The sequence below is a fragment of the Pseudomonas sp. Soil_N_39 genome, from assembly GCF_057655955.1.
On record NZ_JBDGLI010000002.1, the window covers coordinates 348906 to 364354 of the forward strand.

Consider the following 15449-nt stretch of genomic DNA (forward strand, 5'->3'; position numbering starts at 1 on the left):
TTTGTATTTTTAAACGATTTAAACGATTTAAACGACAAGGAGCGTTATGCACACATTTGGCAATCGCCGTGACATCGACGGCTTGAGGGCCTTGGCCGTTATTCCGGTGGTGCTGTTTCACTTCGGTTTCAGCACGTTCAGCGGTGGTTTTGTCGGGGTCGACGTCTTCTTTGTCATTTCCGGATTCCTGATCACCAGCATCCTCTTCCGTGAGATTGGCGCGCAACGTTTCAGTTTTGTCGATTTCTGGGCCCGGCGTGCGCGACGCATCCTGCCGGCCTTGAGCCTGGTGTTGTTGGCAACGTTGGTCCTGGGGTGGTTATTGCTGACGGCCAAGGATTTTTCCGAGCTTGGCCGGACGGTTCGTTACCAATCGCTGTTCATTTCAAACATCTTGTTCATGCGTGAAGACGGCTACTTCGAGCCGGCGTCGGACCTGAAGCCGCTACTTCATACCTGGTCGCTGGCTGTTGAAGAGCAGTACTACATTTTCTTTCCGTTGCTGATGGTGTTGTTGATGCGCCATGTTCGTCATTGGCGCTGGATGCTGTTTGCCGTATTGCTGGTTTCTTTCGGGCTGAATATCGCCTACATCGACCGCAAGCCTGACGTGACGTTCTTCTCGTTGCCGACACGGGCCTGGGAGCTGTTGTGTGGTGCGATGCTCGCGGTATTGCCCACCTCAAGACATGCCGTGAGGCCGTGGCTCTATCAACTGGCGGGTGTGGCCGGGTTGGCGGCGGTTCTGGTGGCGGTGTTCACCTTTGACAGGACCACGACGTTCCCGGGTTGGGCCGCTTTACTGCCTGTCCTTGGCGCCACCGCGCTGATCTGGTCCGGGGCACAGGGTTCGACCTGGGTGGCTCAACTGCTCGGTACCAGGGCGCTCGTCTGGATTGGTTTGATTTCCTATTCCCTTTACCTGTGGCATTGGCCGGTCTACGTCTATGCCAATGCTGTTTCCATCGACGGTATCGAACATCTGGAGGCCGTAGGCTGGATACTGCTGGCGTTGAGTCTGGCCTGGCTGAGCTGGCGCTTCGTCGAGCTTCCGTTTCGTGAGAAGCGCTTGTTGCCCGGACGCAAGCCGGTGCTGGTGGGAGGCTTGCTGGCCATGGTCGCCCTGGCGGTGACAGGTTCGGTGGTGCGTTCGGCGGATGGCTTTCCTCAGCGCCTTACCGGCAAGGCGTTGGAGTATGCGCAGGCGCGGGAGTGGAAGGCCGGGCAGATGAAATGCATGCTGGTGACCTCGGACAAGAACCTGGACAAGGCGTGCCTGGTTGGTGCGACCAAAGAGGCCCCGGCGACTCAACTGTTCTGGGGCGACAGCCATGCCGCGGCATTGTTGCCGGCGATTGAGAGCAATGCCACACGTGAGGGGCGCCCGGTATGGCTTTACAGCATGAGCGCCTGTCCGCCGATCCTGAGCGACGACGTGCGCCAGCGTTGCAAGGACTTCAACGAAAGGACCATGGAGCAGGTTCGCCACCTGCAGATCAAGGATGTAGTGCTGGCTTCCAATTGGAGTCTTTACGTCTACGGTCGTGAGGACGGCGACAGGAAAGTTTTGCTCAACCCCCGCGACAATACGGCCGAGGCCGAGGCGCGCATGGCCGCGGCGCTCAAGGCTCGGGTGGCGATGCTAAGGGCGGCGGGCGTGCAAGTCTGGTTGTTCAAGGAAGTGCCGCTGCAGCGCAAGGGCGCCGTTAATCGATTGACGAGCCTGGCCCGGGTCGGACGTTCGGCCGAAGGGTTGGGGCGCCCGCTCCAGGAGCACTTGACCCGCCAGCACTTTCTCAGTGCCTTGTTCGAGTCGATGAGCGCCGCCGATCCAGGCGTGCATGTCATCGATCCGACGCCGCTGATGTGTGCGGGACAGATCTGCAGCATTGAGGTCAATGGTTACTCACAGTACAAGGATGAGGATCATCTGTCTGATCTCGGCAGTACCCGACTAAGTCCACTGTTTGCTCCAGTGCTGTTGGGTACAACCGAAAATTGATCGCGCCGCGCACGCGCGGGCTGCTGTTTGGGCGTTAGAGCAGGTAGGATGTACGCCTATTTTCGGGGTGGCATCTCAATGAAATTCAAGGATCTTCGGGATTTCGTGCAGCAGCTTGAGCAGCGCGGCGAGTTGAAACGCATCCAGGTTCCTATCTCTCCAGTGCTGGAGATGACGGAAGTCTGCGACCGCACGCTTCGGGCCAAAGGCCCGGCGCTGCTATTCGAGAACCCTACGGGCTACGACATTCCAGTGCTGGGCAACCTGTTCGGCACACCGGAGCGCGTGGCCCTGGGCATGGGCGCCGAAGCCGTCAGCGAACTGCGCGAAATCGGCAAGCTGCTGGCGTTCCTCAAGGAGCCCGAGCCGCCAAAAGGCCTGAAGGACGCTTGGTCCAAGCTGCCGATTTTCCGCAAGATCATTTCCATGGCGCCGAAAGTCGTCAAGGACGCGATCTGCCAGGAAGTGGTGATCGAGGGCGACGATGTCGACTTGGCCATGCTGCCGGTGCAGACCTGCTGGCCGGGCGACGTGGCCCCGCTGATCACCTGGGGCCTGACCGTCACCAAAGGCCCGAACAAGGACCGCCAGAACTTGGGCATCTACCGTCAGCAGGTGATTGGCCGCAACAAGGTCATCATGCGCTGGCTGAGCCACCGGGGCGGGGCGCTGGACTACCGTGAGTGGTGTGAAAAACACCCCGGCCAGCCCTTTCCGGTGTCGGTGGCCCTGGGCGCGGACCCCGCGACCATTCTCGGTGCCGTCACGCCCGTGCCCGATAGCCTTTCCGAGTATGCGTTCGCCGGTCTGTTGCGCGGCAACCGTACCGAGTTGGTGAAATGCCGTGGCAATAACCTGCAAGTGCCGGCCACCGCTGAGATCATTCTTGAAGGTGTGATCCATCCCGGCGAAATGGCCGATGAGGGGCCGTACGGCGACCACACCGGTTACTACAACGAAGTCGACAGTTTCCCGGTGTTCACCGTCGAGCGCATCACCCATCGGATCAAACCGATTTACCACAGCACCTACACCGGCCGTCCACCCGATGAGCCGGCCATTCTCGGCGTGGCGCTGAACGAAGTGTTCGTGCCGATCCTGCAGAAGCAGTTTCCGGAAATCACCGATTTCTATCTGCCGCCGGAAGGTTGTTCGTATCGCATGGCCGTGGTGACCATGAAGAAGTCGTATCCGGGGCACGCCAAGCGCGTGATGCTCGGGGTCTGGTCGTTTTTGCGACAGTTCATGTACACCAAGTTCGTTATCGTCACCGACGACGATATCAACGCACGGGACTGGAACGACGTGATCTGGGCCATCACCACGCGCATGGACCCCAAGCGCGACACGGTGATGATCGAGAATACGCCGATCGACTACCTCGACTTCGCCTCGCCGGTGTCTGGCCTGGGGTCGAAGATGGGGCTCGATGCCACGCATAAATGGCCCGGTGAAACCACTCGCGAGTGGGGCCGGGTTATCGTCAAGGATGAAGCCGTTACCCAACGGATCGATGCCATCTGGAATCAGTTAGGAATAGATTGATGCGTGTAACCTTGCAGCCTTCCGGGGCGGTGCTGGAGATACGGCCCGCCGAGCGGATTCTCGATGGCGCGCGGCGCCTGGGCTATGAATGCCCGCAAAGCTGCCGCAACGGCAACTGCCATGTCTGTGGTGCGTTGCTGGTGGAAGGCCGTGTGCAACAGGCGGGCGAGGTGCGCGATCACGGTGAGATCTTCACGTGCATCGCCGAGCCGTTGGAGGACTGCGTGGTGTTGTGGGATGGCGTGCTGTCGCCGGGTGAACTGCCGGTACGCAACCTGGCGTGCCAGGTGATCGAGTGCGCCGATGTGGGCGGCGATGTCTGGCGAGTGCGCCTGCGGGCGCCAGCGGGCAAGCCACCGCGCTATCACGCCGGGCAGTACCTGCTGATCGAACGGGAAAACGGCGAAAAATCGGCGTTCTCCCTGGCCTCGGCGCCGCATTCCGGGCGCGAGCTGCAGTTGCACGTATTGGTGCGCGAAAGCAGTGCACGGGCGCTGCTGGAACAACTGCAACGCAACCCCAGCGTGCGCGTCGAAATGCCTTTTGGTGGCACCCATTTGTCCGAGCTGCCGGACGGGCCGTTGGTGTTGATCGCCGCCGGTACCGGCATGGCGCAGATGCACAGCTTGATCGAGCATTGCCGCGCGGCGGGTTTCAAGCACCCGGTGCATCTGTACTGGGGCGTGCGGCGGCCGGACGATTTCTATGAAATCGAGCATTGGGACGAATGGAAAAAACTGCCGAACCTGTTCCTGCATAAAGTCGTCAGCGACTTGTGCGGCTGGGAAGGGCGTTGCGGGATGCTCCATGAAGCGGTGTGCGAGGACCTCAGCGATCTTTCCGGCGTGCACGTCTACGCCAGCGGCTCGCCGGCCATGATCTACGCCACGCTCGATGCGCTGGTGGAAGCCGGCATGGACGCCCATCAAATGCGCGCCGACGTATTTGCGTATGCGCCGCGGGCTTGAGCCGCATTCATTAGCACAGGCTCAGGTCTGCTTTGTGGCGAGGGGATTTATCCCCGTTGGGCTGCGACGCAGCCCCTGAAACCATAACGCAATTGACTGACACACCGAGCAATCATGTTTTGGGGTTGCTTCGCAGCCCAGCGGGGATAAATCCCCTCGCCACAAGTTATATACCCAACGATATTTCTATTCGATATTTAGTCTCAGGGCTAGATACCGATAACGTATATAGCGCGTGGATGGCATTTAACTTGCCTTGATCCCCGTGAACGTCAACCTCATGACGACCCCCATTCACTTTCCGACCCGCGAGGAGCCAACCGCTACCGGCCATGAGTGCTATCGAATCCGCCATCACCTGTGCCTTGTACCCGCCACGACTCGAGCTGGGGCCGCAGTTGACCCGTGAGCAATTGCTCGCCTCGATGCAATTGACCATGAGTCTTCACCAGGGCGGCCCTGTCTGGTTGTTCGCTTACGGTTCACTGATCTGGCGGCCGGAATGCACGGCAGTGGAGCGCATGCGCGGTCGGGTCCATGGTTATCATCGCGGTTTGTACCTGTGGTCCCACGAACACCGTGGCACCCCGGAGTTGCCGGGGCTGGTGTTCGGATTGGATCGCGGCGGCTCGTGCAGCGGGTTCGCCTACCGATTGCCGGAGGAGAATCTCGAAGACTCGCTGTTTGCCCTCTGGCAGCGCGAGATGCCGGTGCCGTCCTATCGCCCGCACTGGCTCAGTTGCCGTCTCGAGGATGGCAGCCGGGTGCAAGCCTTGGGATTTGTGCTGGAGCGGCACCTGCCCAGCTATGCCGGCAACTTGCCGGACCATGTGCTGAGCCAGGTGTTCGAAAGTGCCTGCGGGCGTTACGGCACCACTCGCGATTACGTCGAGCAGACCGTCCACGCCCTGCGTAGCCACGCCATGCCAGACCGAAGTCTGGAGGCGCGGCTCAAGCGCTGCCAATCAGCGCTGGATCAGGCGACCGCTTCGCGGCTCTGACTGGCGATTTGTTTGTGCCACAGGGTTGGCGCGAGGAATGCCATCGCCAGCAGGCACGCACCGATCAACAGCACAAACCCACCGTCCCAGCCAAAATGGTCCACGGTGTAGCCCATGGCGGCGCTGGCCGCGACCGAACCACCCAGATAACCAAACAGGCCAGTGAAACCCGCAGCGGTACCGGCGGCTTTCTTCGGCGCCAGTTCCAATGCCTGCAAACCGATCAGCATCACCGGGCCGTAGATCAGGAAACCGATGGAAACCAGGGCGATCATGTCGACGGTCGGGTTGCCGGCCGGATTCAGCCAGTACACCAGGGTTGCCACGGTCACCAAGGCCATGAACACCATGCCGGTCAGGCCACGATTGCCACGGAAGATCTTGTCCGACATCCAGCCACACAGCAGCGTGCCAGGAATGCCCGCCCACTCGTAGAAGAAATAGGCCCAGGAGCTCTTGTCCACCGTGAAGCCCTTGGCTTCCTTGAGGTAGGTCGGCGCCCAGTCCAGCACGCCGTAGCGCAGCAGGTAGACGAAGACGTTGGCCATGGCGATGTACCAGAGCATTTTGTTGCGCAGCACGTACTTGACGAAGATTTCCTTGGCGCTGAATTCGTTCTCGTGGCTGGCGTCGTAGCCTTCCGGGTAGTCGTTCTTGTATTTCTCGATCGGCGGCAAGCCCACCGATTGCGGGGTGTCGCGCATGGTCGCGAAGGCAAACACCGCAACGACGAGCGCTACGGTAGCAGGCACATAGAATGCCGCGTGCCAATCATTGAACCAGGCCATCCCCAGCAGGAACAGCGGACCGATCAGGCCGCCGCCGACGTTGTGCGCCACGTTCCACACCGACACCACGCCGCCACGTTCCTTCTGCGACCACCAGTGCACCATGGTCCGTCCGCTTGGCGGCCAGCCCATGCCTTGGGCCCAGCCGTTGATGAATAGCAGGATGAACATGATGGTGACGCTGGACGTTGCCCAGGGCGCGAAACCGAACACGAACATCACCCCCGCCGAGACCAGCAAGCCGAAGGGCAGGAAGTAACGCGGATTGGAACGGTCGGACACCAGGCCCATGAGGAACTTCGACAGCCCGTAGGCAATGGCGATGGCCGACATGGCCAGGCCCAGCTGGCCACGGGTGTAACCCTCGTCGATCAGATAGGGCATGGCCAGGGAGAAGTTCTTGCGCAGCAGGTAATACCCGGCGTAGCCAATGAAGATCCCGGCGAAGATCTGCCAGCGAAGGCGTCGGTAGGTGCTGTCTATTTTTTCTTCAGGCAGGACTGCCTGGTGTGCGGCAGGTCGAAAGAAAGCAAACATTCAAGTGCTCCAGGTTCTTGTTATGGCGGCGGATGCGAATGTTACAGTTTCGTTACCGAAAATAGCATTGCTCGTTGTCGCATAAACAGCGGAAATTTCGATTAGTCATGTTCTTAAGTGAACATGTCGCTCAGGCATAAGCGAAGGGCGCCGTAGGAAATGTCTTCGCAAAGCCCTTTCATGCCCCGTATCGGTGAAAACGGGGCAAATCGGTGGGAAACATCCTTCACCCAAATGGGAAGTCTCGCTATAGGGCCCATGAGTCATGGCCTTTACCCTTTACGTCTCTGAATTCAGGTGAGGGGTAGGGGTATGAGGTGGTGTGTGGTGATGCTGTTGCTGTGCTTGTCCGGCATGAGCGGGGCAGCGGATGTGTTGTTGGTGCCCGAACACAATCCCAAGCCGGATTACCCGACGACTCTGGTCCGGCAGGGCATCACGGGTGTGGCCCGGGTCGGCTTCATGGTGCATGCCGATGGTCATGTCGATGAGATCGCGATCCTGCACAGCGATCATCCGGACTTTGCCGAAGCCGCACGGGAGGCCGTGAGCCAATGGCGCTTCAAGCCCTGGACAGTGGACCACGAACACCCGGCGCAGACGCACGTGGTAGCGCCCTTCGAGTTCCGTCTGGATGGCTTGCCGCTGGATACGAATAAATGGATCAAGACCTGGAAATGCTCGGACATCAACGCACACGCCAAGGGCCAGCGATGGGAACAGGACTTGCTCCCGTTCCACTACACACGCCTTTATTTGTCCAATGCGTTTCTCGTCAAACAGCTACCGGAAAACGAGCGCCTGGCCTTGATCGCCCGGTTCAACAGGCTCCTGCCCTCGATCGTGCAGCGTTGTGGGCGTTTTCCTGCGACACGGTATGTGCGGATGCTGCCGAAGGAGATTCGCGAGTTGCTTTAGCTGCTGTAGGAGGCATCGCCGTTGACGATGCCCCCTACTTGTTCATTCTGGCTTGAAACCGGGTTTTCCGTTTTGTTCTCGCCAGAACTCAATGCTGTTAAGTATTCCCAGGGGCGTATCTTCAACTCCCTTGCTAGGGTAAAAAATAATATCGGTTCCATCTGGATGCTCTGAAGTGTCGACAATCTGATGTACTAGCGCATCGAGTTCGGTCTCGGATGAGTATTCTTTATTAAATAAGCGCTCGATAAGGTGTAGGAACTCTTTGCGAGTATATTGTTCGTACGGTTTTTTAATCATTTTCGCTCACCATTGCTTTTTGAGTGAATAGTAATATGGCTCTTAGGCGTCGTGATAGCCATATTGTCGATATTGTATACATCACCGCCCTCGCCAATTGGGTGCACATGATGTATCTCAAACTTTTCTCGTCCCCCTACCTGTTCGTTACGCGGCGCATATGGAGAGTAGCCGTCTTTCATTATCGCCTGATTTCGAGAGCTGAATTGTTTGATTAACTCTGGTTCGTTTGCAACAGCGCTCCATAATTTTTCTCTAAAGCTATCAAAATCTTTCATTTCTTGACCACGCAAGCTATCCGCTATCTGGCTGGGAATCGGAACGCCGCTTGATTCCCTAGCGGCGCTCATCCAATCTGGGCCGACTGTTTGTCCGGCACCGGTCACTGTCCCTGGCTCATAACGCGGCCCGGTACGACTCGCCATGACATAGACTGGCTGAATTCCCGATTCCATTGGGAATACCAGCACATAATCGTCAATGTCAGCGTCATCGCAGGTTGGATGCTCGTCTATTCTCCCCTCTATCTGGGTAATCCTGGCCCCTGGAAGGATCCTGATTTCCGGCTGCGTCACAGGCAACTCAGTCGATCCAAGGAGACTATCCCCTGGAGGGCTGTTCGGCGTCCAAGTCAGTGTCCTTGGAAGAATCCCCTCTGTCGTGAAAGTGTAGAGATTGGTGTGTGGATCAAGTGTTATGTATCTGATCCGAACCTCGTTGGATAAACTTCCACCGGTCGGTGAAAGATAAAACTGAGTATGCTCCCCGCGAACCGATGACACGACGCGAAGCGGTAAATGACCTGTTTCAGTATTTGGAGTTAGTTTGAAATTCTCATCCAGTTGGGACAGCGGAATACTGATCACCACTGGATTACGCTGAAGCTCGCTATTGCCGATTGTCGGAGAGTAAGACACCGCCACGCCAAATACCGTCAATGGACCACCCGCCAGGGTGGCACTCGCCTTCTTCAGTAGATCTATGGCGCCTTGCAACGAAACGGGCGAACCCTCATACCCAGCGATCAGGCCGTCGGGAGTCGTCATGAGTGGCCGTGCTGATGCCAGCGTGCCGCTGGCGGTGGATAGCTGTATATTTTCGATGTGATGTTTCAACCGAAAAGTCGCATCGATATCGGCTTGTGCTTTACGCAGCGAAGTCTTCCGTGAATCACTCGTCAATACATTGAAAAGATTGCCTACTGCGTGCTCTGCTTTGGTTGCGTCCCGGTGCGCGATAGACAGTTCCCGGTGCTTTTGCTGCATCCAAGGCAGTTTTTGATTGATGTCTTCAGGCTGGGCTTGGTTGAACTGATGGAGCAGCGCGTTGAAACGGTCTGCCAATGCCGCCGCGATTTTCTGTTTTCGTTCTTGTTCGGCTCGTTGCGCCGCAGCTCGGGCTTGCGCTTGCTTTAGTGCTTGTGCTTTTTTTTCGGCTGCAACACGTAGCTGTTCTTGTAAGCGTTCGGCTGCTAAAGCCCTGTCGATGAGTCCGGTAAAGGCGTTAGTTGTTTTTATTAAATGTCGAACGGATTCTGAGTGAAGAAGGGATACATGGTAGTCCTGCCATCGCTTTCCTAGGTTTGTTTTTGCCTGTAGCGCCACAAGATTGTTGAGGGCATCGAGCTCAGGTTTACTCAAGGGAGGCTTGATGTTCGGATTGGCTTTCGCAAAAGCAGCGATAGCTGCACGCTCAGTTGCAATAATCTTGGCTAAGGCTGCTTTGTAGTTCCTAAGCGACTGGGAGGAGGTTAGCCCGCCTGTTGCGCCTAGCGTCGATGAAACTTTTCTTAGCAAAAAGCCTGGAAGAAGCTGGAGGTGAGTATTTTTTTCCTGATTGATAATCCTAAGTTTTTCATTTGCTGCTGATGCGGAATCACTTTGCCCAGATTTGACAGCAGCCTGCTCGACTTTTTTTGATGCGTGTTCCAGTTGTCCAGCAAGGATGTCATTTTGCAATGAAAGCCGTTTCAGCTCCAACGCTGATCGGTACGCGTTATCGATCGCTGAGTAAGCGACGGCGATATTGGGTGGGGAGGTCTGCAGGCTTTCCATTACTCTTTTGAAAGACAATTCCTTCATTAGGAAGAATGGATTGTGACCATACAGCGAGTAAGCATTTTTGGTGCGTGCTTGATACTCGGTTTCTTTGGAGTGAATAGATTTTAGCGTTACTTCATGCTCTGTCTTCGCTTTTTCCAAAGGCGAAAGCGGACGAGCACCTATTGCTGATTTTTTCGCTTGCTCGAGTTCTTTTATGGTCGTTTCGGTAAGTTTTATAAATATATTACGATACTCGGAATCGATGACTTTGCTGTTTTCGATTCGCTCTCTCATCATGTCATCCCATGCGTAGGGGATAGACGCGTTGTGTCTTTTTGAACTTCTAGTGACCCCTCTGGGAGGCCCCTCGTACGGACCCCAAGCCCCTTGGAAATATCCCTCAGTGAAATTATTACCTTTGATCGATAAAGGACCTATTTCGTATGAGCCGGGGCCTAACTGCTTATGAGGCCCTAAATATGTATTCGCATCGCACATATGACTTATCCATGTCGGTTTTCCGTACTGAATGGCTCCCCGCTGCTGCGAGTTGCTGTTGTGTGCGAAGAAGGTTTACGTTTTTTTTCGGTGAGGGTGCGGTATATATCTACCGCCAAATCAGCTTTTATTTATGGCAGCTGAGATAAAAAAAAGGCCAGAACCACCTCATCAGTGGTTCTGGCCTTTTTGTCCGACGGGTTTCAACGCACCTGAACAACCACCTTCCCCACCGCTTTGCGCTGCCCCAAGTCATTGATCGCCTGAGCGGCATTACTCAGCGGATACACCTGCGACACCAGCGGCTTGAGCTTGCCCTCGGCGAACCAGCCGAACAATTGTTGGAAGTTGGCGGCGTTGTCCTGGGGCTGGCGTTGGGCGAAGGAACCCCAGAACACACCCACCACCGCGGCGCCCTTGAGCAGGGCCAGGTTCACCGGCAGTTCGGGGATGCGCCCGCTGGCAAAGCCGACCACCAGCAGCCGGCCGTTCCAGGCGATGGCGCGGATGGCCTGGTCGAACAGGTCGCCGCCCACCGGGTCGTAGATCACATCGGCGCCCTGGCCGTCGGTAAGGCGTTTGATTTCATCCTTGAGGCTGGTTTCGTTGTAGTTGATCAACTCGTCGGCGCCAGCGGCCTTGGCCACGGCAAGTTTCTCCGCGCTGCTGGCGGCGGCGATCACCCGAGCACCCATGGCCTTGCCGATTTCCACGGCGGCCAGGCCAACGCCGCCGGAGGCGCCGAGCACCAGCAGGGTTTCGCCGGGTTGCAGGTTGGCCCGTTGCTTGAGGGCGTGCATCGAAGTGCCGTAGGTCATGCTGAAGGCGGCAGCGGTGTTGAAGTCCATCGATGCCGGGATCGGCAGCACGTTATAGTCTGGCACCGCCACTTGTTCGGCAAAGCTGCCCCAACCTGTCAGCGCCATCACCCGGTCGCCGACCTTCAAGTGGCTGACTTTCTCACCCACCTCGCTGACCACGCCCGCCGCTTCGCCGCCAGGAGAGAACGGGAAGGGTGGCTTGAATTGATATTTGCCCTCAATGATCAGCGTGTCCGGGAAATTCACCCCGGCGGCGTGCACGTCCAGCAGCACTTCGTTCTTCTTGGCGACGGGGCTGGCGACGTCTTCCAGCACCAGCGATTCGGCGGGGCCGAATTCTTTGCACAGCACGGCTTTCATCAGGGCTATTCCTTTGGGAGTGATGGCCGATAAGTGTAGGTGTGAGAGACAACGGGTCAACGAGCATGCCCCGCCCTGATAGCCGGCCATAAGCTTGTGCTTGAACGGCGGGTCGGTATGCTGGGCCGCAAACTGGATGAGGAATCAATTGTGAAAGCGTGGATCATGTTGATGCTGGCCCTGTCGCTGCCTGTGGCGGCGATGGCCGAAGAGGCCAAAGAAGGCGAGGCGCCGAAGGTCAGTTACATCACCCTCAGCCCGCCCTTCGTGGGCAATTATGGCTTGGACGGCACGGCGAAGCTGAAGGTCTACAAGGCTGATGTGGCCCTGCGTGTGACCGGTGACGCCGCCGCTGCGGCGGTCAAGGCCAACGAGCCGCTGATTCGCAACCAATTGGTGGCGTTGTTCGCCCAGCAGACCACCGAGGCGATGAACAACCTCGAAGCCAAGGAAAAACTACGTCAGGAAGCGTTGAAGCAGACCCAGCAGGTGATGAACGACGAGACCGGCAAGCCGATGGTGGATGATCTGTTGTTCAACAACCTGATCATTCAGTAAATCTAACGTCGTCTGGGACGGCCCTATCGCGAGCAAGCTCGCTCCCACAGGGGTTTTGTGATCGACGCAAAACCCCTGTGGGAGCGAGCTTGCTCGCGATAGCGGCCTATCGGACAGCGAATCGCTCAAGGTTTCAGCGCAACCACCGCCGCCCACTGCTCAGCCGTCACTGGCATCACCGAAAGCCGCGAGCCTTTCTGTACCAGCGGCATTTGCGCCAGGGCGGTCTGTTGCTTGAGGTAGTCGAGCTTCAGCACGTGACGGAACGTCTCGACGTGGGCCACGTCGATCGCGGTCCAGGGGTTTTTGTCCGGGCTGGCCTTGGGGTCGAAATAATGGCTGTCCGGGTCCAGGGCCGTCGGGTCGGGATAGGCCGCCTGGATGATTTTGCCGATCCCGGCAATGCCCGGCTCGGGGCAACTGGAGTGGTAGAAAAAGAACGTGTCGCCCACCACCATGGCTCGCAGGAAATTGCGCGCCTGGTAGTTGCGAACGCCGTCCCATCGGGCCTGGCCGAGCTTTTCCAAGCCTTGGATAGACAATTCATCGGGCTCGGATTTCATCAGCCAATAGGCCATGATTGCTACTCCTGGGCGGTGTTGAAAAAAATAGTTCAGCGATTTTATGACAAACCGACAGTCGGTTGACGCCAGAGTTTGCGTGTCGGGGCCGGTTGCCGCAAAATGCCGGCCTTCCAAGCTTGACGCTGCTGCACGGCCAATAAGAAAACCGCTGCTGTCATCGTGTGTGATATGCCTTGAGGGGGGCAATCGATGAAACGCAAACCGGATTTGTTGTGGATCTTGGTCATTCTGTTCGGTCTGGGTGTCGTGACCACGGGTTACGCCCAAAGCCTGTGGTCCAACAAGACCGAGGCGCCGGTGGACATCACCCAACCCGCGCCATCGCTCAAACGCTGAGCCCGCTTTCCAGGCGCCGCTGATTCCCGCGGCGTCTACCCCGCGATATACCATTGCCTGTCGCTGACCGTTCCCTGCAGCGGCACGTCCCAGCTTGCCTGCGCCAATCGTTCGACCTTCTGGCATTCATGGGCCAGCCCCAACAGCGTGGGCTTGCGCCACTGCTTGCGTCGCGCCAGGTACGCCAGGCTGCGATCGTAAAAGCCGCCGCCCATGCCCAGTCGACCTCCCGCATCGTCAAACCCCACCAATGGCAACAACACCAGGTCCAACGTCCAGACCTTGCGTTGCCGGGCGATGTTCTTGCGTGGCTCGGGGATGCGAAACCGGTTGGGCTGCATTTTTTCGCCGGGGTGGATGCGCTGGAACACCATCTTGGTCTGCGGCCACGGGCTGAGCACTGGCAGGTAAGTGGCCTTGCCCCGGCGCTGGGCCGCGCGCAGCAGCAGGCGCGGGTCGATCTCGCCATCGTTGGGCAGGTACAGGGCGATGTGCTTCGCGCGGCGGAACAGCGGATGCTGGGCCAGTTGTTTGTACAGCCCGCGGGCGGCTTGCCGTTGCTGGGCGGGTGTCAGGGCGCGACGGGCCTGACGAAGCAGGCGTCGAAGTTGCGGGCGGGGCAGCAGCGCGGGTTCAGTCATGTCGAGGCTTCACGCAGGGGCGATGCCGCACAGCGTAACCGCAAAACAGGACGCTCAGAAATGCCTGCGCCCAGAAACGACAATGCCAGTTCACATGAACTGGCATTGTCTGGAGTCAGGCTCCCCGGATGAACCGCTGTCGGCTTAGCCCTTGAACCCGAAAGTTCAAGGTGGAAGTTGCAGGGGGCGTTAAGGCTTTCCGTCAAGCGGACATGCACACCGGCCCCAACGTGCAACCCCCGTGGTTGTGCGTATCGGCTCAGGGACATCACCAACTGGCAAGCACCCCAGGGAGTGAAGCGAGTATACCCCAGGCAGCCTCGCGAATCAGCCCTTGGTGACGTCCGGATCGGTGGCGAGCACCAGATCCACCCGATCGAGCAGGTCGCGCACCTGTTCACGGGTCGAGCCGCTGACCTGTACGTCCGGCGTATCCTGGCGATGCAACAGGTCGTGGGTGATGTTCAAGGCGGCCATCACGGCGATGCGGTCGGCACCGATGACTTTGCCGCTGCTGCGGATCTCGCGCATCTTGCCGTCCAGGTAACGGGCGGCGCTCACCAGGTTGCTACGCTCTTCCTGGGGGCAGATGATCGAATATTCTTTGTCGAGGATCTGCACGGTAACGCTATTGCTTGAACTCATGAGTCTTGCTCCAGGGCCTTGAGGCGCGAAATCATCGATTCGACCTTACGCCGGGCGATTTCGTTTTTTTCAATGAGGTGCGCGCGTTCCTCGCGCCAGGTTTTTTCCTGAGCTAATAGGAGTCCGTTTTGGCTCTTAAGTTGCTCGACCCGGTCAATTAGCAGTTCGAGTCTGGCCATCAGCGCTTGCAGGTCGGTGTCTTCCATTGTGTCCACTGAAGATTGTGTCTGATGGAGGGATGTGGGTCGCACAGCCTCTGATAGTCTTGGCGAGTCTGTCGATGTAGGATACAAGGCCTCCATTCTAGACATAGCGCCGTCTGGCGCCTAGCTGCCCATGCCCATTCAGAATTCCCCGTATCAAGCATTCGCCACCCTGCTGAGCACCAGCGGTCATCCTGTCTCGCCTGCCGAACTGCATGGCCTGTTGCTCGGGCGCAGTTGCGCCGGCGCCGGCTTCGATGCCGACGGCTGGTTGGCCGACGCCGCCGAGCTGTTGGAAGGCGAGCCGGCGGACAACGTTCGTAACGCGCTGATCGGCCTGCAGGAAATGGTCAAGGGCGAGCTGACCAGCGACGACATGACCGTCGTCCTGCTGCTGCCCACTGACGATGCCCCCTTGGCCGAACGTGCCGCGGCGCTGGGCCAGTGGTGCCAGGGCTTCCTCGCCGGCTTCGGTCTGACCCGTCGCGAATACGCGCTGAGCGAAGAGGCCAAGGAAGTGTTGCAGGACTTGGCCGCGATCTCCCAGGTCCAGGATGCCCTGGAAGAGTCCGATGACGGCGAAAGCGATTACATGGAAGTGATGGAGTACCTGCGGGTCGCGCCATTGCTGCTGTTCACCGAGACCAAGAAAACCGATGCAGCGGCCCCCAAGCCGTCCTTGCATTAATTAGAGGGAACCCC

General features: G+C 58.1%; 16 protein-coding genes and 1 other RNA gene. 8 read left to right on the forward strand and 9 right to left on the reverse strand.

All coding sequences use genetic code 11. The features are described from left to right. Positions 1–46 precede the first annotated feature (46 nt). The 4 genes from AC3A5O_RS03875 to AC3A5O_RS03890 all read left to right on the forward strand — a co-directional run bounded on the left by AC3A5O_RS03875 (position 47) and on the right by AC3A5O_RS03890 (position 5516). On the forward strand, positions 47–2002 hold the full coding sequence (locus tag AC3A5O_RS03875; protein WP_305468796.1) for an acyltransferase family protein: 1956 nt from the start codon (positions 47–49) through the stop codon (positions 2000–2002). A 78-nt stretch (positions 2003–2080) separates the two neighbouring features. Continuing rightward, entirely contained in the window at positions 2081–3547 is a 1467-nt protein-coding gene (ubiD, locus tag AC3A5O_RS03880; RefSeq protein ID WP_122567817.1) for a 4-hydroxy-3-polyprenylbenzoate decarboxylase, read from the forward strand. Continuing rightward, entirely contained in the window at positions 3547–4515 is a 969-nt protein-coding gene (locus tag AC3A5O_RS03885) for a CDP-6-deoxy-delta-3,4-glucoseen reductase (RefSeq protein WP_305468795.1), read from the forward strand. The genes ubiD and AC3A5O_RS03885 overlap by 1 nt, the downstream gene beginning before the upstream one ends. A 332-nt stretch (positions 4516–4847) precedes the next feature. Then, complete coding sequence (locus AC3A5O_RS03890) at positions 4848–5516, forward strand: gamma-glutamylcyclotransferase (protein WP_305468794.1); 669 nt, start codon at positions 4848–4850, stop codon at positions 5514–5516. Here the strand turns inward: AC3A5O_RS03890 and glpT are convergent. Next, positions 5492–6841, reverse strand: coding sequence for a glycerol-3-phosphate transporter (glpT, locus tag AC3A5O_RS03895; RefSeq protein WP_122567494.1), 1350 nt, complete (start codon positions 6839–6841; stop codon positions 5492–5494). The two genes, AC3A5O_RS03890 and glpT, sit on opposite strands and share 25 nt — an antisense overlap. 330 nt (positions 6842–7171) lie before the next feature. Here glpT and AC3A5O_RS03900 point away from each other — a divergent pair, with 330 nt between their 5' ends. Continuing rightward, positions 7172–7759 (forward strand): energy transducer TonB, encoded by a 588-nt coding sequence (locus AC3A5O_RS03900; RefSeq protein WP_305468793.1) that lies wholly within the window; start codon positions 7172–7174, stop codon positions 7757–7759. A gap of 42 nt (positions 7760–7801) precedes the next feature. On the opposite strand, the gene AC3A5O_RS03905 is transcribed toward AC3A5O_RS03900, so the two are convergent. From AC3A5O_RS03905 to AC3A5O_RS03915, 3 genes are all read right to left on the reverse strand, one after another. Continuing rightward, a complete protein-coding gene (locus AC3A5O_RS03905) occupies positions 7802–8059 on the reverse strand; it encodes a bacteriocin immunity protein (protein WP_305468792.1) in 258 nt (85 codons plus the stop codon). Further along, a complete protein-coding gene (locus AC3A5O_RS03910) occupies positions 8056–10395 on the reverse strand; it encodes an S-type pyocin domain-containing protein (protein ID WP_305468791.1) in 2340 nt (779 codons plus the stop codon). The genes AC3A5O_RS03905 and AC3A5O_RS03910 overlap by 4 nt, the downstream gene beginning before the upstream one ends. A gap of 407 nt (positions 10396–10802) precedes the next feature. Next, positions 10803–11780: an NADPH:quinone oxidoreductase family protein gene (locus tag AC3A5O_RS03915; RefSeq protein WP_487752863.1), complete on the reverse strand. Its 978-nt coding sequence runs from the start codon at positions 11778–11780 to the stop codon at positions 10803–10805. Between the two features lie 150 nt (positions 11781–11930). Between AC3A5O_RS03915 and AC3A5O_RS03920 the strand changes: the two genes are divergently transcribed. Further along, positions 11931–12338 (forward strand): flagellar basal body-associated protein FliL, encoded by a 408-nt coding sequence (locus AC3A5O_RS03920; RefSeq protein ID WP_305468789.1) that lies wholly within the window; start codon positions 11931–11933, stop codon positions 12336–12338. Between the two features lie 125 nt (positions 12339–12463). Here AC3A5O_RS03920 and AC3A5O_RS03925 read toward each other — a convergent pair whose 3' ends face one another. Then, entirely contained in the window at positions 12464–12916 is a 453-nt protein-coding gene (locus AC3A5O_RS03925) for an EVE domain-containing protein (protein WP_305482046.1), read from the reverse strand. Positions 12917–13111: 195 nt separating this feature from the next. Between AC3A5O_RS03925 and AC3A5O_RS03930 the strand changes: the two genes are divergently transcribed. Next, positions 13112–13258 carry a hypothetical protein gene (locus tag AC3A5O_RS03930; protein WP_122567491.1) on the forward strand — a complete coding sequence of 49 codons (147 nt, stop codon included), beginning with the start codon at positions 13112–13114 and terminating at the stop codon, positions 13256–13258. A gap of 35 nt (positions 13259–13293) precedes the next feature. On the opposite strand, the gene AC3A5O_RS03935 is transcribed toward AC3A5O_RS03930, so the two are convergent. From AC3A5O_RS03935 to AC3A5O_RS03950, 4 genes are all read right to left on the reverse strand, one after another. Next, on the reverse strand, positions 13294–13899 hold the full coding sequence (locus AC3A5O_RS03935) for a 5-formyltetrahydrofolate cyclo-ligase (RefSeq protein ID WP_053189087.1): 606 nt from the start codon (positions 13897–13899) through the stop codon (positions 13294–13296). A gap of 117 nt (positions 13900–14016) precedes the next feature. Further along, positions 14017–14196, reverse strand: a non-coding RNA gene (gene ssrS, locus AC3A5O_RS03940) — 6S RNA. Between the two features lie 30 nt (positions 14197–14226). Continuing rightward, a complete protein-coding gene (locus AC3A5O_RS03945; RefSeq protein WP_122567489.1) occupies positions 14227–14544 on the reverse strand; it encodes a cell division protein ZapA in 318 nt (105 codons plus the stop codon). Beyond that, a complete protein-coding gene (locus AC3A5O_RS03950; RefSeq protein WP_003177365.1) occupies positions 14541–14750 on the reverse strand; it encodes a TIGR02449 family protein in 210 nt (69 codons plus the stop codon). Before AC3A5O_RS03950 ends, AC3A5O_RS03945 begins: the two co-directional genes overlap by 4 nt. A gap of 130 nt (positions 14751–14880) precedes the next feature. Here AC3A5O_RS03950 and AC3A5O_RS03955 point away from each other — a divergent pair, with 130 nt between their 5' ends. Next, entirely contained in the window at positions 14881–15435 is a 555-nt protein-coding gene (locus AC3A5O_RS03955) for a YecA/YgfB family protein (protein ID WP_060740134.1), read from the forward strand. Positions 15436–15449 lie beyond the last annotated feature (14 nt).